The organism is Paucibacter hankyongi, from assembly GCF_037482915.1.
Lineage (GTDB): Bacteria > Pseudomonadota > Gammaproteobacteria > Burkholderiales > Burkholderiaceae_C > Paucibacter_A > Paucibacter_A hankyongi.
The window spans coordinates 474139-492515 of record NZ_JBBHJX010000003.1 but is presented as its reverse complement, the minus strand read 5'-3'; the positions used below and the strand labels follow the sequence as shown (position 1 = coordinate 492515).

The 18377-nt window shown below is 61.4% G+C and carries 14 protein-coding genes; 10 read left to right on the top strand and 4 right to left on the bottom strand.

From position 1 onward, the window contains the following. Nucleotide 1 precedes the first annotated feature (1 nt). From WG899_RS08135 to WG899_RS08125, 3 genes are all read left to right on the top strand, one after another. Entirely contained in the window at nt 2–1360 is a 1359-nt protein-coding gene (locus tag WG899_RS08135; RefSeq protein WP_339595115.1) for a cytochrome ubiquinol oxidase subunit I, read from the top strand. Beyond that, the gene (locus tag WG899_RS08130; protein WP_339595114.1) at nt 1357–2352 is read left to right on the top strand and encodes a cytochrome d ubiquinol oxidase subunit II; all 996 of its coding nucleotides are present in this window, start codon (nt 1357–1359) and stop codon (nt 2350–2352) included. Before WG899_RS08135 ends, WG899_RS08130 begins: the two co-directional genes overlap by 4 nt. A 233-nt stretch (nt 2353–2585) precedes the next feature. Next, nucleotides 2586–2795: a hypothetical protein gene (locus WG899_RS08125; RefSeq protein ID WP_339595113.1), complete on the top strand. Its 210-nt coding sequence runs from the start codon at nt 2586–2588 to the stop codon at nt 2793–2795. A gap of 94 nt (nt 2796–2889) precedes the next feature. Here WG899_RS08125 and WG899_RS08120 read toward each other — a convergent pair whose 3' ends face one another. Together WG899_RS08120 and WG899_RS08115 are read right to left on the bottom strand one after the other, a co-directional pair. Further along, the gene (locus tag WG899_RS08120; RefSeq protein WP_339595112.1) at nt 2890–4434 is read right to left on the bottom strand and encodes an alanine/glycine:cation symporter family protein; all 1545 of its coding nucleotides are present in this window, start codon (nt 4432–4434) and stop codon (nt 2890–2892) included. A 280-nt stretch (nt 4435–4714) separates the two neighbouring features. After that, on the bottom strand, nt 4715–5902 hold the full coding sequence (locus WG899_RS08115) for an alkane 1-monooxygenase (RefSeq protein ID WP_339595111.1): 1188 nt from the start codon (nt 5900–5902) through the stop codon (nt 4715–4717). Between the two features lie 122 nt (nt 5903–6024). On the opposite strand from WG899_RS08115, the gene WG899_RS08110 reads away from it, so the two are divergent. Next, nucleotides 6025–7101, top strand: coding sequence for an AraC family transcriptional regulator (locus WG899_RS08110; RefSeq protein WP_339595110.1), 1077 nt, complete (start codon nt 6025–6027; stop codon nt 7099–7101). Between the two features lie 44 nt (nt 7102–7145). Here the strand turns inward: WG899_RS08110 and WG899_RS08105 are convergent, their stop codons facing one another. Both WG899_RS08105 and WG899_RS08100 read right to left on the bottom strand, forming a co-directional pair. Then, complete coding sequence (locus tag WG899_RS08105) at nt 7146–8684, bottom strand: ABC transporter substrate-binding protein (RefSeq protein ID WP_339595109.1); 1539 nt, start codon at nt 8682–8684, stop codon at nt 7146–7148. A gap of 513 nt (nt 8685–9197) precedes the next feature. Then, entirely contained in the window at nt 9198–10040 is an 843-nt protein-coding gene (locus WG899_RS08100) for an isopenicillin N synthase family dioxygenase (protein ID WP_339595108.1), read from the bottom strand. 394 nt (nt 10041–10434) lie between these two features. Here WG899_RS08100 and WG899_RS08095 point away from each other — a divergent pair, with 394 nt between their 5' ends. The 6 genes from WG899_RS08095 (at nt 10435) to WG899_RS08070 (ending at nt 18377) form a co-directional block, all read left to right on the top strand. Next, the gene (locus tag WG899_RS08095) at nt 10435–13290 is read left to right on the top strand and encodes a 2-oxoglutarate dehydrogenase E1 component (protein WP_339595107.1); all 2856 of its coding nucleotides are present in this window, start codon (nt 10435–10437) and stop codon (nt 13288–13290) included. A 100-nt stretch (nt 13291–13390) separates the two neighbouring features. Next, entirely contained in the window at nt 13391–14647 is a 1257-nt protein-coding gene (odhB, locus tag WG899_RS08090; protein WP_339595106.1) for a 2-oxoglutarate dehydrogenase complex dihydrolipoyllysine-residue succinyltransferase, read from the top strand. 28 nt (nt 14648–14675) lie between these two features. Beyond that, a complete protein-coding gene (locus WG899_RS08085; RefSeq protein ID WP_339595105.1) occupies nt 14676–14993 on the top strand; it encodes a DMT family transporter in 318 nt (105 codons plus the stop codon). Between the two features lie 22 nt (nt 14994–15015). Continuing rightward, a complete protein-coding gene (gene lpdA, locus WG899_RS08080) occupies nt 15016–16437 on the top strand; it encodes a dihydrolipoyl dehydrogenase (RefSeq protein WP_339595104.1) in 1422 nt (473 codons plus the stop codon). Between the two features lie 78 nt (nt 16438–16515). Further along, entirely contained in the window at nt 16516–17625 is a 1110-nt protein-coding gene (gene zapE, locus WG899_RS08075; protein WP_339595103.1) for a cell division protein ZapE, read from the top strand. 59 nt (nt 17626–17684) lie between these two features. Then, nucleotides 17685–18377, top strand: coding sequence for a hypothetical protein (locus tag WG899_RS08070; protein ID WP_339595102.1), 693 nt, complete (start codon nt 17685–17687; stop codon nt 18375–18377).

The window sequence follows — 18377 nt, the reverse complement described above, 5'->3', positions numbered from 1 at the left end:
CATGGACGCCGTCGTTCTGGCGCGCATGCAGTTTGCAGCCAACATCACCTTTCACATTCTTTTCCCCACCATCAATATCGCCCTGGCTTGGGTGCTGCTGTTCTTCCGCTGGCGCTGGCTGCGAACCCAAGACAGCGCATGGCTCGGGGCTTACCGTTTCTGGACCAAGGTGTTTGCGCTCAGCTTTGCGCTGGGTGTGGTCAGCGGCATCACCATGAGTTTTCAGTTCGGCACCAACTGGCCGGGCTTTATGGAAAAAGCCGGCAATATCGCCGGGCCGCTCTTGGGCTATGAGGTGTTGACGGCCTTCTTCCTGGAGGCGAGTTTTCTGGGGGTGATGTTGTTCGGCCATGGCCGCGTCAGCGAGCGGGTGCATGTGCTGGCCACGGTCATGGTGGCTTTTGGCACCACGCTCAGCGCCTTTTGGATCTTGAGCCTGAACTCCTGGATGCACACGCCGCAGGGCTATGAAATCATCAACGGCGAGTTCCATGCGCTGGACTGGTGGGCCATCATCTTCAACCCCTCCTTCCCATACCGCCTGGCACACAAGCTCTTGGCTTCGGGCTTGACGGTGGCTTTCTTCCTGGCGGGTTTGAGTGCTTGGCAATTGCTCAAGGGCAAGGCGCAGCCGCACACGGCCAAGGTCTTGCGCGTGGGCCTGACTCTCGGCGCGCTGCTGATTCCGGTGCAAATCTTGGTCGGCGATATGCACGGCCTGAACACCTTGAAGCATCAGCCGGCCAAGATTGCCGCCATGGAAGGCGTGTGGCAGACCGAGCGCGGCGCGCCGCTGCTGCTGTTTGCCTGGCCGAATGAAAAGACGCGCAGCAATGACTTCGAGATCGGCATTCCCAAGATGGCCAGTCTGATCCTGACGCATCAGGCCGACGGAGAGATCAAGGGCCTGGACGATTTCAAGGGCGCGCATCCCCCGGCCGCACCGCTGTTCTTCGGCTTTCGCATCATGGTGGGCACGGGTCTCTTGATGTTGGCCTTCAGCTGGCTGGGTCTGTGGCTGTACCGGCGCCGGGCTTGGTCTGCGCAGGCTTTGCCGAGGTGGTTTCTGCAAGGCTTGGCTTGGATGAGTTTTTCCGGTTGGCTGGCCACGGTGGCGGGTTGGTATGTGACCGAGATCGGGCGCCAGCCCTTCCTGATCTATGGCTTGATGCGCACCGCCGATGCGGCCTCCACCACGCCGGCGCCCACCATCGCCTTGACGCTGGCCGCCTACATCACGCTGTACTTGGCCTTGATCGTGGCCTATGTGTCGGTCATCAAATACATGGCAGGCAAGCCGGTGGATGTGAGCCCATCGCAAGCCTTGCCCATGAATGAAACGGGGAGGGTCGTCGCATGAACGCCGAGTATTGGATGCCGCTGGTCTTTATGGGCCTGATGGGCCTGGCCCTTTTGGTCTATGTGGTGCTGGATGGTTATGACCTCGGGGTCGGCCTCTTGATGTTGGGTGCGAGCGAGGAGCACAAGGACCGCATGGTCGCCTCCATCGGGCCCTTCTGGGATGCGAATGAAACCTGGTTGGTGCTGGGGGTGGGTATCTTGCTGGTGGCTTTTCCCAAGGCCCATGGCCTGATCTTGCAGGCGCTTTACTTGCCGGTGGCGGTGATGCTTTTGGGCTTGACGCTACGCGGTGTCGCCTTTGACTTCCGCGTCAAGGCGCAAGCGCAGTGGAAGCCGCTGTGGGACCGCGCCTTCATGGCCGGCTCAGCCCTGGCCGCGCTCTCGCAGGGCTGGATGCTGGCGCGCTACATCACCGGCTTTGCCGAGGGCTGGGCTTACACCTTGTTTGCCGTCTTGATCGCGCTGGCGCTGGCCGCCGCCTACGCCTTGCTGGGCGCGGCTTGGCTCTTGATGAAGGCCGAGGGTGAGTTGCAATTGCTGGCGCGCCGTCGCGCCAAGCTGGCTTGGCCGGCGGTGGTGATCGGACTGGCCTTGGTCTCCATCACCACGCCTTGGGTCAGCGCGACCGTGAGTGAGCGCTGGTTCACCATGCCGGCTTTGATAGCCTTGCTGCCGATTCCATTGATGACGGCGCTGGCCTTGCTGGGCTTGCGCGCTTTGCTGAACTCGCACCGGGTGCTGGGCAAGCTGTGCTGGTTGCCCTTTGCCTTGATGGTGCTGGTGATGCTGATGGGTTTTATGGGCCTGGCCTACAGCCTCTATCCCTATGTGCTGATCGATCGCATGACCGTCTGGCAAGCCGCCGCGGCGCCCAAGTCGCTGCAGTTCATTCTGTGGGGCGTGGCCGCGACAGTGCCGGCCATCGCGGTCTACACCGTGTTTGCCTACCGGGTGTTCTGGGGCAAATCCGGCGAGTTGCGCTATGCCTGAGCGCCTTGTCCGGATCGGTTGCTGGGCTTCATGCCCGGTTTCTGCAGTCTGATCGCCGAAAACGGCAGTTCGTCACTTCAGCCTTTGGAAAGGTGCAGGCCTTGGAGATACTGCGTTCACTGACTAAATGGCTCCATCCAGGAGCAGGGAGTGCTGCCATGTTTCGCCACCGTTGTCCTCATCCCGCCAAGCGCCGTGTTGTTTTCGCTTGGCCTGGCATGTTGGTGTTGGCTATGGGTGCATTTCTGTTGCCCGCTGCACCGGCTGAGGCCAGCGAGGTGGTCAAGCTGGCGCGTTTGGTCATCACCGGTAAGCGCCTCAGTAGCATGCCGCAATCTCGCCCCGCGCCACAGCAACTGCCGCGGGTGATGGTCGAGGGGCGCCAAACGCCCACCGAGGTTCGCGTGGCCGAAGACCGCCGGGCGCAGTTTCAGCCTATTTGATCTAACAGCAATCTCTCGCAAGGGGGAGAAAAAGGGGCACCCTTGGTGCCCCTTGTTTTTTGCATCGTTCGTTCGACTCCAGCCTTGCTGGGCTTTAAACCGTGGCCGAGAGCGCGGAGGAAGATTTGGGGTAACGCTTCAACTTGCCTGATTCGATCTTGCCCAGGAACTGCAGGTACTCCGCCTTGACCACGGGGGCCAGCAGATACACACCGATCAGATTGAAGATCGACATCGCGAAGATGGCCGCATCGGAGAAGTTGATGACCGCGCCAAAGTTGATGGAGGCGCCGACCACCACAAAGCTGCAGAACAGCAGCTTGAAGGCCGCCGCGCTGAGTCGGCTTTCGCCCAAGAGATAAGTCCAGGCCTTGAGGCCGTAATAGCCCCAGCTGATCATGGTGGAAACGGCGAACACGACCACCGCCAAGGCCAGGGGATAGCGGAACCAGGCGGCCGTCTCTTGGAAGGCGGCCGAGGTCAGTTCGATGCCGCTCAAACCCGTGGGGTTGGGATACGGGCCCATATTGATGCCGGCGATGGTGATCACCAAGGCGGTCATGGTGCAGATCACCACGGTGTCAATGAAGGGCTCCAGCAGGGCCACCAAGCCTTCGGTGATCGGTTCCTTGGTCTTGACGGCGCTGTGTGCAATGGCCGAAGAGCCCACGCCGGCCTCATTTGAGAACGTCGCGCGCTTCAAGCCTTGGATCAAGGCGCCCAGCACACCACCGGCCACTCCTTCGGCACGAAATGCGCCGTCCAGGATGGAGGTCAAGGCTTGCGGGATGCGCTCAAAGTTGACGATCAACACGGCCGCTGTGAGGCCGATGTAGAGAAAAGCCATCCAGGGTACCAAGCGTGCAGTGACGGCGCCAATTTTGGGCATGCCGCCCAGCATGACCCCAAACACCAGCAACGCCAGGATCAAGCCGACCACCCAGCCATAGCCAGTGGGCAGATCAAAGGTTTGCACAATCATCGCGTTGGCCTGATTGCCCTGGAACATATTGCCGCCGCCCAAGGCACCCAGCACGGCCATCAAGGCAAAGCCCGCCGCCAGCAGCTTGCCCAGGCGGGGCAGACCCCGCTCAGCCAAGCCGTCACGCAGGTAGTACATCGGCCCGCCCGAGATGGCGCCGGAGGGCAGCACGGTGCGGTACTTCACGCCCAGCGTGCATTCGGTGAATTTGGTGGCCATGCCGAGCAGGCCGACGATGATCATCCAGAATGTGGCGCCGGGGCCGCCAATGGCCACGGCCACGCCAACGCCAGCCATATTGCCCAAGCCGACGGTGCCAGAGAGTGCGGTGGTCAGGGCCTGAAAGTGGCTGACTTCACCGGGCTCGCGGTCCTTGGGGTTGCTGTAGCGGCCGCGCACGATGTCGAGGGCCAGCTTGGCTTTGAACAACTGAGGAAAGCCAAAGTAAACGCTGAAAATCAGCGCTGCCAGCATCAGCCAGCCGGCAATCAAGGGAAACTGCGTACCGTCAATGGGTACCGAATAGAAAATCAGATCAACGAACCAACCAAAGGTGTTGGCGAAGAAATGATCAACGGCTTGATCAAAGCCTTGGGCATGAGCCCAACTGGGTAGACCGAAACCGAGCAGGGCGAATAGAGCTGCGCTGCGACGCAAGCCTTGCCTGGTTGGATCCGCTTGAACGGGTTGAGAAGCTTGCCCCGTGAGAGGGACAAATGAGCTGCGCCTTTGGCGACAACTTTCGGGCATACGGACTCCTTGGTTGTTCGCACCCTCAGTCTCGGTTCAACGCAGGGGGCGGCTGAGGGCACAAGGTCCGACGCAATACGCTATTTAGATATATCTAAAGTATTCCCGATCTTCAATCGTAGCAAGTGAAAGCAAGAGTCAATGGAGGAAGCTCTCTAAAAAAGATGTGCCTGCGCCTCCCTAGACTTCAATTTGAGCGCATCCCATAACGCGCGATCAGCGCGGCTTTTCCGCTAGGTTCGAAGTTGATGCGCTGAGGGTCACGACCCACCACGGCCAGCAGGCGCTCGTCCATCACCTTGAACCACAGCGGCGGGATGTAGGCGATGCTGAACATGCCGAAGTAGCCGCTGGGCAGCTGCGGCAGGTTCTCAAAGTGGCGCAGCGATTGGTAGCGGCGCAGCGGATGGGCGTGGTGATCCGAGTGGCGCTGCAAGTGGAACACTGCCCAGTTGGAGAAGATGTGGTTGCTGTTCCATGAGTGGTGCGGCTGGCAGGGTTCATAGCGGCCGTTGGGCAGTTGCTGGCGCAACAGACCGTAGTGCTCGATGTAGTTGGCCGAGCTGAGTTGGAAGTTGGCCCAAAAGGCGGTGGCCAGGATAAAGGGCAGGACTTGCGGGCCTAGCCAAACAGTCAGCGCCCCCCACAGGGCCAGGGTGATCAGCGCGGGTTGAAGGATTTCATTCTTCAGCGACCAAACGGGCAGATCGGCTTTCGTCAGGCGTGCACTCTCAAGTGCCCAGGCACGCTTGAAGGCGCCCGGCATTTCCCGCAAGACAAAGCGGTAAATGGACTCCCCCATGCGGGAGGACGCGGGGTCCAGCGGCGTGGCCACATCCCGGTGATGACCCCGGTTATGTTCGATGTAGAAATGGCCGTAGCCCGTGGTGGCAAGCACCAGCTTGGCCAGCCAGCGCTCCAGGCCGGTTTGCTTGTGTCCCAACTCATGGCCTAGGTTGATGCAAAAGCCGCCGACCGAGCCGGTGATGATGACCATGGCCAGAACGCCATGCCAGGGCAGTTCATGTGTGGCCACGAACCAGACGCAGTAGATGAAAGCCAGCCAGAGGATGGGGACCAGGGCATAGGTGACGCGACGATAGTAGCGATCGGCATCTAAGGCCGGCACGGCCGATTCGGGCGGGTTGCTGCGGTCGGTGCCCAAGAGCCAATCGATCAAGGGCACGACGCCGTAGAGGAAGGCGACCGGCAGCCAGAGCAGGCGAGCGTCGCCGCTCCAGACCAGCAGGGCGGGGCCCAGCGTCACCGAGGCAGGCACCAACAAACTCATTAACCAAGCGTAGCGCTTGCGATCACGATAGGGCTCTGCGGGTTCGGGGGGCGTGGTTTCGGGCGAGGGAATGGTGAGGCTCATGCTTGTCTCCTTGTGTTTGCCGCAGTTTGGGTGCGTCACCCCTGCGCAAACACCGAGGCAAGTGGCAAGTTCTCGTCATAAAGTGCCAAGCAATGAAAACCCCTAGCCCTTTGCCCTCGCCCATGCTCGCGTCCTCCGAGCTTGGTGCGACGAAGCCTTTCGGCACCGCGCAAGTGCATCCCACCTATGCGCGCTTGCTGTGCATGTTGTTGCGCAGCCTGGGGGCGGATGTGGAGGGCAGCTTGGCCTCGGCAGGTCTGAGCTGGGACGAACTATCGGTGCGGGATCAGATGCTGGACTTTGCCGCCGTTCACCAGTTGGTATTGGCGGCCTTGGCGGCTAGTGAGCGGCCGGCCCTGGGCCTGGATCTGGGCCAGATGGCGCAGATCTCGGCCCATGGCGCCATGGGTTATGCGATGGTGGCCAGCCGTGACCTGCGCCAGGCCTTGGAAACTGTGGCCCGGTTTGCTTCGCTGCGCAACGGCCTGCTGCGTTTTGAGTTGCAGCAGGGCGATGGGGCGGCTGTATTGCTGGTGCATGAGTGTTGCGACCTGGGGCAGGCGCGCGGCTTTGTCTTGGATATGGTGCTGGGCACGGCGCTGCGCTTGATGGAGTCGGTGGTGGGGCATCGCGTGCAGGGCATGCAGCTTGACTGGCCCTTTGCGCAAGCGCCGGACCCGAGCTGGTTGGCACGGCTGCGGCAGTGCTTTGATGGCCCGATCGCATTTGATGCGCCCATGCTGGCCTTCCATCTGAATCCGGCGCAGTTGAGCTTGCCCTGCCTGACCGCTGATTCCCGCGCTTACGAGGCGGCCCGGCAGGACTGCGAGCGTGAGTTGGCGCAGGCGTGCGGCGGGCAGGGGCCTTGGGCCTTGCGAGTGCAGCAATTGCTGCTGCAGCGATCACCCGGTGAGCCCTTTCCCGGTGTGGCCGAGGCGGCGGCACATTGCCATGTGTCGGTGAGGACTTTGATCCGCCATTTGCGCGTGGAGGCTTGCAGTTATCAGGCGGTGCTGGACGGCGTGCGCCAAGAGCAGACGCTGCGCGCTCTGCGGCAGGGTAGGAGCTCGGTGGAAGTGATTGCCGCTGAGCTGGGTTTTGTGGATACCTCCAACTTCAGCCGCACGGTGCGGCGCTGGTATGGCCTGACGCCCACTGCCTTGCGTGCGCGCTTGCGAGGCGAAAACTTGGCCGCATGAAAAAAAAGCCACCCGAGGGTGGCCATGGCTGTCGACAAGGGGCTTTACTTGAGATTCGTGAGGCGGGCCTCAGGGCGGTCGTCCGAGCGATGGATGGTTTCCACATTGGCGCGCATGGCCCAGGGGCGCATTTGGTGGTGCAGCGGGATGAAGAGGGTTTCATCACGCACGCGTACCAGGGCCTCGCGAATCATGGCGTTGCGCTTGGTGACGTCGACCTCCACCTTCATGCCGTCCACCAGTTGATCCAACTTGGCATCGCTGAGTTTGGCGAAGTTGAAGTTGCCGTCGGCCCCGGTCGCCTTGGTGCGCGCCACGGCTTGCAGAAAGTACTGCGCGTCATAAGTGGCCACGCCCCAGCCCAGCATGAAGAGCGGCGCTTCAAAGCGTTGGAAGGTTTGGCTGTGCTGCGCGAAGGGCAGGGCCGCCAGCTTGGCCTTGATGCCGATCTTGGCCCACATGGCCACCACCGCTTGGCAAACCTCTTCGTCGTTGACGTAGCGGTTGTTCGGGCAGTTCAGCGGCACCTCAAAGCCACTGGGGTAGCCGGCTTCGGCCAAGAGCTTTTTGGCTTTTTCGGTGTCGGCTTTCAGCGGCGCGTCCAACTCGGGCGTGTTGCCGTTGACGCCTGGCGCCACCATGATGCCGGCCGGAATAGAGAGTCCGCGCATGATGGTGCGCTTGATGGCTTCGCGGTCGATGGCCACGCTCAGCGCTTCGCGCACGCGCTTGTCCTTGAAGGGGTTCTTGCCCTTCACATTGGAGCCTTGCAACTCCTCGCTGCCTTGGTCCATCACAAAAAAGATGGTGCGCACCTCGGGGCCTTCAATGACCTTGAGCTTGGGGTCGCTCTTGAGCTTGGCCACGTCTTGGGTGGGGATGTCGGTCAACATGTCCACATCGCCCGACAGCAGCGCGGCAACGCGGGTCGGGTCCGACTTGATGGGCAGGTAGCTGAGTTCGGTCACATTGCTGGCGTTCTTGGCGTCCCACCAATCTTTATTGGCCACCATACTGATTTTCTGGTCCGGCTGCCAGCCGGTGATTTTGTAGGGGCCGGTGCCCATCACATTGCGCGAGGCGTAGTTGTCCTCCTTCGCTTTGTAGTCCTGCACATTGGTGGTCTTGTTTTTTTCCGCCCAAGTCTTGCTCATGATGCGGAAGTCAATGATGTTGCGCAGCAGGATCGGTGTGGGCGCGCTGAGCATCACATCGATAGTGAAGTCATCGATCTTCTTGATTTCCTTGATGCCGGCCACATAGATCTGCATCGTGCCCTGTGGCTGGCTGATGCGGCCAAAGGTGAAGATCACATCATCGGCAGTGAAGGGCGAGCCGTCGTGGAACTTGACGCCGCGGCGCAATTCAAAGCGCACCTGGGTCGGCGAGATGTAGGTCCATTTGGTGGCCAGTGCGGGCTCGACCTGGTACTTGTCGCTGTAGCGCGTCAGGCCCTCATAGGCGTGCATCAGGATCGCATTGGTGGTCGAGTGGTTTTGCGAATGCGGATCCAGGGTCAGGATGTCATTCTGGGCCGCCCAGCGCAGCGGCGCTGCTTGTGAATATTGGGCCGTGAGACTCATCGTGAGGCCCAGTGTCAAAGCCAGAGCTGTTCGCTTGATCTTGCGCATCGTCATCCCTTGGAGTGTGGTCAAGTGGCGAAGATGCTAGCCCTTGCAGAATCAAACTGATCTAGTGGCTTGCCCGGAGTCAGAAGGAGCTTGAGCTTCAAGGTCTGAGTCGCAGCCAATACCCGCGGCAATCCAGCGTCTGCAAGCTTTGGCGAGCAGGCGCGAGAAGGCTCGGCTGACGGTGCCTGTGTGGCGCCAGCCGAGATGGTGCAAGGGGGCTATCAGCATGCCGCAGACGTAACGCTTTTGCGAAGCTGACCACTGCAGCGCGTGGCAGCTGCCCTGTCGCTTGCGGCTAACGAGCACGCCAACCGGGCAGGGTTCACTCAGGCAACAAACACCGCAGCCATTGCAGGGCTGCCCCTCGGCCGGCTTGGGCGGGGCTTCGGGGTGAATGTGAATGATGGTGTCGGGCCGGGCGGACATGGCTGCAATGTAGCCGGCCCCACGTCCGTTTAACCTGGGTCAGTTCTTGACGCCCAACTCGCGCAAGCGCTCTTGCAGATAGTCATGCGCGGTGTAGCGGTCCGACAGCACCACTTCGTTGCGTGGGTGCAGGAACAGCGGCAGCGAGATCCGGCTGCGTGTGGCGCCTTCGCCGCTAGGGTTGACCACGCGGTGCTGGGTGGAGGGGTAATAGCCTTGCGAGGCTTCTTGCAGCATGTCGCCGATATTGATGATCAGCATGCCGAAGTCGCAGGGCACATCAATCCAAGCGCCGTTCATGTCTTGCACCTGCAAGCCCGGCTCATTGGCGGCCGGCAGGATGGTGAGCAGATTGATGTCGCCATGGGCAGCGGCGCGCAGCGAGCCGGCGGGTTCCTGGCCGGTCAGCGGCGGATAGCGCAGCACCCGTAGCAGCGTTTGGCGGCTGTCTTTGATCATGTTCGACAGCGGTTCGCGGTAGTGCTGAGCAATTTCCGCAGGGGTGTATTGCTCCACCCAGCCCAAGAGTTGTTGGGCCAAGGCGTTGGCTTGCTGGAAATACGCCTGGGCATCAGCCTCCAGTGTCTTGGGGACGCGGCCCCAAGGGTAGTAGTGGAAGTATTCCTTGATGTCCTTCACGGCCGCGCCCTTGGCGGTCTCGGAGATCTCGGTGGAGAAGTAGCCGTCCTGTGTTTCCTTGGAAAAGGTGAACTGCTGCTTCTCATCACTGTTGAAGAAGGCCAGCCAGTCGGCATAGATTTTTTCGACCAGCGATTGCTGGATCGGGTGGTTGACCAACACGCCGAAACCGGTTTCGTGCAGCGAGCGGGTGAATTGCTCGGCCGCGTCGGCAGCCAAATAGTCGACGACTCGAACTTGCATGGATGGGATCTCCTGAAATGTCCCAACGCCAAGCCATTCAATCGCGGGGCTTGGCGTTCAAGCGTCGAGTCTAGGTCAAGTGACTGGACTTCGCAAACGTTTGCCTTCTTTGGCGAGCCTCTCAAATCGTGCCGGCTTGCCCCTGCGAGGGTGGAGATTTGTTGCTAGCCGGGGCTTAGTTTTCGTGGCTTCCTACCGAAAATCCGTAAGGTCCGCGGACTTGGCGAAACGGGTAACGGTGATAAAGTCCGCCCCTTGGAGACTTTAGGTCCTTCCCGTCCCCTTCGCTGGCAACAGCTTAGGCGGGTCGCAATCCGCCAACCGGTCGAGCCGTAACGCGGAAGGTTTATCAACCAGCCAATTCCCTGGAAGCCGGGGTTAGAGGTGAGCGAAGATGATGCAGCAACACAGGTCAAATTCTTACCTGTTCGGGGGCAATGCCCCTTATGTCGAAGAGATGTACGAGGCTTACCTCGACAACCCGGGCTCCGTCCCCGATAACTGGCGCGCGTACTTCGATGCGCTTCAGCATGTGCCGGCCACCGACGGTGGTGACGGTCGCGATGTGGCCCACGCCCCGGTGATCGAATCGTTTGCCCAGCGCGCCAAGGCCAATGCCTTTGCGAACAAGGCTTCCAGCGCCGACTTGGCCGTGGCCCGCAAGCAAGTGCATGTGCAAAGCTTGATCGCGGCTTACCGCTTCCTGGGTAACCGTTGGGCCGAGTTGGACCCGCTCAAGCGCGCCGAGCGCCCCAAGATTCCCGAACTCGATCCCTCGTTCTACGACCTGACCGAGTCCGATATGGACATCAGCTTCTCGGCCGCCAACACCTACTTTGGTGGCGAGACCATGAGCTTGCGTCAGATCGTGCAAGCCCTGCGCGAGACCTATTGCAGCTCGGTCGGTTCCGAGTTCATGCATTGCACCGACCCTGGCGAAAAGCGCTGGTGGCAAGAGCGCCTGGAAAAGGCCCGTGGCAAGCCCACCTTCACCGCTGAAGAAAAGCGCCACATCCTCGACCGCCTGACCGCGGCCGAAGGCCTGGAACGCTATCTGCACACCAAATACGTCGGCCAGAAGCGCTTCTCGCTGGAAGGTGGTGAGAGCTTTATCGCCGCCATGGACGAGCTGATCCAGCGCGCCGGCCAACGCGGCGTGCAAGAAATCGTCATCGGCATGGCCCACCGCGGCCGCCTGAACGTGCTGGTCAACACCCTGGGCAAGATGCCTGCCGACCTGTTCGCCGAGTTCGAACACAAGGCGGCCGAAGATCTGCCGGCCGGTGACGTCAAGTACCACCAAGGCTTCAGCTCCGACGTGTCGACCAAGGGCGGCCCGGTTCACCTGTCGCTGTCCTTTAATCCTTCGCACCTGGAAATCGTCAACCCAGTGGTGGAGGGCAGTGTGCGCGCTCGTCAAGAGCGCCGCGGTGACAAGACCGGCAGCCAAGTGCTACCCGTGCTGGTGCACGGTGACGCCGCTTTCGGTGGCCAGGGCGTGGTGCAGGAAACCCTGTGCATGGCCCAAACCCGTGGCTACGGCACCGGCGGCACGGTGCACATCGTCATCAACAACCAGATCGGTTTCACCACCAGCGATCCGCGCGATCTGCGTTCCACCGCTTACTGCTCGGATGTCGTCAAGATGATCGAGGCACCGGTGCTGCACGTGAACGGTGATGACCCAGAAGCGGTGGTGTGGGCCATGCAACTGGCCATGGACTATCGCGCCGAGTTCCGCAAGGACGTGGTGCTGGACATCGTCTGCTTCCGCAAGCTGGGCCACAACGAGCAGGACACCCCTTCGCTGACCCAGCCGCTGATGTACAAGAAGATCGCGGCTCACCCCGGCACCCGCAAGGTTTACGCCGACAAGCTGGCCGCTCAAAACGTGGTGGATGCCGCCGGGTCGGATCAGATGATCAAGGCCTACCGCGCCGCCATGGACGAAGGCCGCCACACGGTGGACCCGGTGCTGACCAACTTCAAGAGCAAGTACGCCACCGACTGGTCGCCCTTCCTCGGCAAGAAGTGGACCGACAGCTGCGACACCGCGCTGCCGGTTTCCGAGTGGAAGCGTTTGGCCGACAAGCTGACCACGCTGCCGAAGGATCTGGTCGCCCACAATCTGGTGCAAAAGCTCTACGCCGACCGCGCAGCGATGGGCCGTGGCGAGATCAATGTGGACTGGGGCATGGGCGAGAGCATGGCTTTCGCTTCCCTGGTGGCCAGTGGCTACCCGATCCGCCTGTCGGGCGAAGATGCCGGCCGCGGCACCTTCACCCACCGTCACGCCGTCATTCACGATCAGAACCGCAGCAACTGGGACGAAGGCGCCTACATTCCGCTGCAGAACGTGGCTGACGGACAGGCTCCTTTCGTGGTCATCGACTCCATCCTCAGCGAAGAGGCGGTCTTGGGCTTTGAGTACGGCTATGCCGCGGCCGAGCCGAATACGCTGACGATCTGGGAAGCGCAGTTCGGCGACTTCGTCAACGGCGCGCAAGTGGTGATCGACCAGTTCATCGCCTCCGGCGAAGTGAAGTGGGGCCGCTCCAACGGCTTGGTGATGATGTTGCCGCACGGCTATGAAGGCCAGGGCCCTGAGCACAGCTCGGCGCGCCTGGAGCGCTTCATGCAGCTGGCCGCTGACAACAATATGCAGATCGTGCAGCCGACCACGGCCAGCCAGATCTTCCACGTTCTGCGTCGTCAGATGCTGCGCATGTTCCGCAAGCCTTTGGTGATCATGACGCCGAAGAGCCTGCTGCGTGCCAAGGACGCGACCTCGGCGCTGAGCGAATTCACCAAGGGTGAGTTCCGCACCGTCATCGGTGAACAGGATGCGGCTATCGCCGCTGACAAGGTCAAGCGCGTGATCGTCTGCTCGGGCAAGGTCTATTACGACCTGGTGCGCAAGCGCGAGGAGAAGAAGGCGACCGACGTGGCCATCATCCGCGTCGAGCAGCTGTACCCCTTCCCGCACAAGGCTTTCGCCGCCGAGATCAAGAAGTATCCCGGCGCGACCGAGTTGGTGTGGTGCCAGGACGAGCCGCAAAACCAGGGCGCTTGGTTCTTTGTTCAGCACTATGTGCACGAGAACATGCTCGACGGCCAGAAGCTGGGCTATGCGGGTCGCCCCGCCTCGGCTTCGCCGGCTTGCGGCTATGCGCACCTGCACCAGGAGCAACAGAAGTCGCTGCTGGACCAGGCATTCGGCAAGCTCAAGGGCTTCATCCTCACCAAGTAAGTACAGGGCGGCGCTGGAAGGCGCCGCTTTGTTCTCGGTCGTTTGATCGTCAGGCAATGAGCCCGATCAGCTCTCCGAACAAGTAGAAAGTTAGAACATCATGGCAATCATCGAAGTCAAAGTCCCCCAGCTGTCTGAATCTGTGTCCGAAGGCACGCTCTTGACCTGGAAGAAGAAGCCCGGCCAAGCCGTGGCCATCGACGAGATCCTGGTTGAAATCGAGACCGACAAGGTCGTGTTGGAAGTGCCCGCACCCAGCGCCGGTGTGATGGCCCAGATCATCAAAAACGACGGCGAAAGCGTCGCCAGCGAAGAAGTCATCGCCCGCATCGACACCGACGGCTCGGCGCAAGTCAGCCCGTTGGAAGTCAAGGCCGTGGTCGCCGCCGCGCCGGCTGCCGCTGCAGCAGCTACGCCCGTTGCTGGTGGCAAGGGTGATGTCGCCATGCCGGCCGCCGCCAAGATCCTGGCCGAAAAGGGCCTGTCCGCTACCGATGTGGCCGGTTCCGGCAAGGACGGCCGCGTCACCAAGGGCGACGCCCTGGCCGCTGGTGCCAAGCCTGCTGCTGTGCCCGCACCGGTGGCCGTGGCTGCTGCGCCTTCGGTTGCCAAACCTCTGCCCGCCGTGGCCGCGCCTGCCGCCCTGAACCTGGGCGATCGCCCAGAGCAGCGCGTGCCCATGACCCGTCTGCGCGCCCGCGTTGCCGAGCGTCTGCTGCAATCGCAAGCCACCAACGCCATCCTGACCACGTTCAATGAAGTGAACATGGCCCCGGTGATGGAAATGCGCAAGAAGTTCCAGGAAAAGTTCGAGAAGGAACACGGCGTCAAGCTGGGCTTCATGAGCTTCTTCGTCAAGGCTGCGGTTGCCGCCCTGAAGAAGTACCCGGTGCTGAACGCCTCGGTGGACGGCAATGACATCGTCTACCACGGCTACTTCGACATCGGTATCGCCGTCGGTTCGCCGCGCGGCCTGGTGGTGCCCATCATCCGCAATGCGGACCAGCTGAGCTTCGCCGACATCGAGAAGAAGATCGCCGAGTTCGGTCAGAAGGCCAAGGAAGGCAAGATCTCGCTGGACGACCTGACCGGCGGCACCTTCTCCATCTCCAACGGCGGCACCTTCGGCTCCATGCTGTCCACCCCCATCATCAACCCACCTCAATCGGCCATCCTGGGCGTGCACGCGACCAAAGATCGCGCCGTCGTTGAGAACGGCCAAGTGGTGGTGCGCCCGATCAACTATCTGGCCATGTCTTATGACCACCGCATCATCGACGGTCGCGAAGCCGTGCTGGGCCTGGTGACCATGAAGGAAGCGCTGGAAGACCCAGCTCGCCTGCTGTTCGACATCTAATCCGGTCGACGGCGCAATGACTCAAACCATGGCCTGGGTCTACCTGCTGCTGGCCGGTGTCTGCGAGATCGGCTGGCCCCTGGGCTTCAAGCTGTCTCAGCAAGCGGAGTACCGGGTTAGCGGCATCGTGGCGGCCGTGGCCTCCATGGGTTTGAGTGGTTGGCTACTTTGGATGGCGCAGCGTGAGATTCCCATCGGGACGGCCTATGCCGTCTGGACGGGCATCGGCGGCGCCGGCACTTTTTTGATCGGGGTGATGTTCTTTGGCGATGCCGCCACGCTGTGGAGATTCCTAGGCGTAGCGATGATCGTCGGCGGCGTTATCACCCTCAAGCTCGCCCACTGAAACGTGGGCGCAGGAGCATTTGATGAGCACAAAACAATTTGACGTCGTCGTGATCGGTGGCGGCCCCGGCGGTTACATCGCCGCGATTCGTGCAGCCCAGCTGGGCTTCAACACCGCTTGTATCGACGAGTGGAAAAACGAGAAGGGCGGCCCCGCACCCGGCGGCACCTGCACCAACGTCGGCTGCATTCCTTCCAAGGCCTTGCTGCAATCGTCGGAGCATTTCGACCACGCCAACCATCATTTTGCCGAACACGGCATCTCGGCCGATAACGTCAAGATCGATGTGGCCAAGATGCTGGGTCGCAAAGACACGGTGGTGAAGCAGAACAACGACGGCATCTTGTATCTGTTCAAGAAGAACAAGGTCACTTTCTTCCACGGTCGCGGCTCTTTTGTCGCCGCCAAGGATGGCCTGTACGAGATCAAGGCCGGTGAAGAAGTCGTGTTGGCCAAGCATGTGATTCTGGCGACCGGCTCGAACGCCCGTCAGCTGCCCGGCGCAGCTTTTGACGAAGAGATGATCCTTTCCAACGACGGTGCCCTGCGCATCGGCGAAGTGCCGAAGAAGCTGGGCGTGATTGGCTCCGGCGTGATCGGCCTGGAAATGGGCTCGGTCTGGCGTCGCCTGGGTGCTGATGTCACGGTGCTGGAAGGTCTGCCGACTTTCCTCGGTGCGGTCGACGAAGGTGTGGCCAAGGAAGCCGCCAAGCTGTTCAAGAAGCAGGGTCTGAAGATCGAGCTGGGCGTCAAGATCGGCGAAGTCAAGGCGACGAAGAAGAGCGTCACCGTCACTTATGCCGACGCCAAGGGCGCTGAGCAAAAGGCCGAGTTCGACAAGCTGATCATCTCGATTGGCCGCGTGCCCAACACCATCGGCTTGAATGTCGAGGCCGTGGGTCTGAAGCTGGACGAGCGTGGTGCCATCGAGGTGGACGGCGACTGCAAAACCAATCTGCCCAATGTCTGGGCGGTGGGCGATGTGGTGCGCGGCCCGATGCTGGCGCACAAGGCCGAGGAAGAGGGCGTTGCCGTGGCCGAGCGCATTGCCGGTCAGCACGGCCATGTCAACTTCAACACCATTCCTTGGGTCATCTACACCAGCCCCGAGATCGCATGGGTCGGCCGCACCGAGCAGCAGCTGAAGGCAGACGGCGTGGCTTACAAGGCCGGTCAGTTCCCCTTCATGGCCAATGGCCGCGCACGCGCGCTGGGTGACACCAATGGTTTCGTCAAGTTCTTGGCAGACGCCACGACCGATGAGATCCTGGGCGTGCACATCATCGGCCCCTTCGCTTCGGAGCTGATCTCTGAAGCTGTGGTCGCGATGGAGTTCAAGGCTTCGGCCGAAGACATCGCGCGCATCTGCCACGCTCACCCATCGTTGTCCGAAGCGACCAAGGAAGCGGCACTGGCCGTGGACAAGCGTACTTTGAACTTCTGAACGGGCCCCAGGCCCTGAGTTGAGGAAAGGGCGGCGAATCGGTCGCCCTTTTTCATTTGAGATCGAGCAAGAGCGCGAATGAGTGCAGTGACTTCAGTGACCGAGTTGTACCAGCAGACCTTGGCGGAGCGCGGCTATACCGCAGACCCCGCGCAGTTGCGTGCGGTGGCCGCCTTGCAGCGCTGCCAAGATGAATGGGCCGACTACAAAGCCCGGCGCAGCAATGCGGTGACCAAGTTGCTGGTGCGCCCACCCTTGCCCCGCGGCGTCTACATGTATGGCGGCGTTGGTCGCGGCAAGAGCTTTTTGATGGATTGCTTTTTCCAGGCCGTGCCTTTGACGCGCAAGACGCGCCTGCACTTCCATGAATTCATGCGCGAAGTGCACCGCGAGTTGCAGGATCTGAAGGGCATTGCCGATCCGCTGGAGGAGTTGGGCAAGCGCATGGCCAAGCGCTTTCGCCTGATTTGCTTCGATGAATTCCATGTGGCCGATGTCACCGACGCGATGATTCTTCATCGCCTCTTGGATGCGATGTTCAAGAACCGCGTCAGCATCATCACCACCTCGAACTTCGAACCTGATGGCTTGTACCCCAACGGTCTGCACCGCGACCGCATCTTGCCCGCCATCGAGTTGCTGAAGGAAAAGCTCGAGGTCATTAACGTCGACAACGGCTTCGACTATCGGCGCCGCACGCTCGACCATGTGGCGCTGTATCACCAGCCGCTCGGCGCAGCGGCCGATCAAGCGATGACCGAGGCCTTCAATGCTTTGGCGGAGGCTCGTGATGAAGACCCCTTGTTGCACATTGAACAGCGCGAAATTCGTGCTCGCCGCCGCGCCGGTGGGGTGGTCTGGTTTGATTTCAATTCGCTCTGCGGTGGGCCTCGTTCGCAGAATGATTACCTGGAGTTGGCCGCGCAGTTTCACACCGTGCTCTTGTCCAATGTGCCGGAGATGCCGCCGCGCTTGGCCAGCGAAGCGCGCCGCTTCACCTGGCTGGTCGACGTCTTGTACGACCGGCGCGTCAAGCTGATGATCTCCGCCGCTGTGCCACCTGAGCAGTTGTACACCGAGGGGCCCTTGGCACATGAGTTCCCGCGTACGATCTCGCGGCTGCAGGAAATGCAGTCCAGCGAATATCTGGCGCTGGAACGACGCGATGTCGACACTTCGCTGACATGAAGAGACTTATGCGCTTGAATCCACCACAGCTTTGGCGAGTGCTTTGTCTCAGTATCGGCATGAGCAGCATTGCCGCTGCTTATGTCGGCGATGCTGTCGCGGCCGGAGCCGTGGAATCGGTGCCGCAAGCGCAGCAGTCATTGGAGTTGCAGCAATTGGCCCAACAGCGTGCTGACTTGGAGCAGCGATTCAAAGCGGACTCACTGGCCTGCGAGCAACGCTTTGCGGTCAATGACTGTTTGGACCGGGTTCGTGCGCAGCGCAATCTGGCGCTGAAGCCCATCCTGGCGCGTGAGCAAGACATCGATCGGCTCGAACGCCAGGCGCGCGCCGAGGCGCAGCGCTTGCGGGTGCTGGAGCGTGAGCGTGAGGCTGCCGTCTTGGAGGCTCAGCGCCGCACCGCGGAATTGCTGGCCGCCCAGCGTGCGGCGATCCGGGCTCATGAGGACATCGACAGTCCGCCGCCCGTGAAGCTCAGAGCCTCGCCGCAGGAATTGGAGCAAACCCAGCGAGCCAAGCAATTGCGCGCCGACCAAGAGGCCCAGCGCCGCTTGGCGCAGCGGCAGGCGTTCGAGCGCCAACAAGCGCAGCAACGGCGCGATGCGCAGCAGCGACTTGATGCGCGCGAGGAAGCGCAGTCCAAGGGCAAGAAGGCGTCCGCGCCGCTGCCTATTCCGAGTGCGGAGGAGATTGCCGCCGCTGGTCAAGTTGGCACTTCAGCGGCCTCGGCAGCGGCCTCCAGCAAGCGCTAG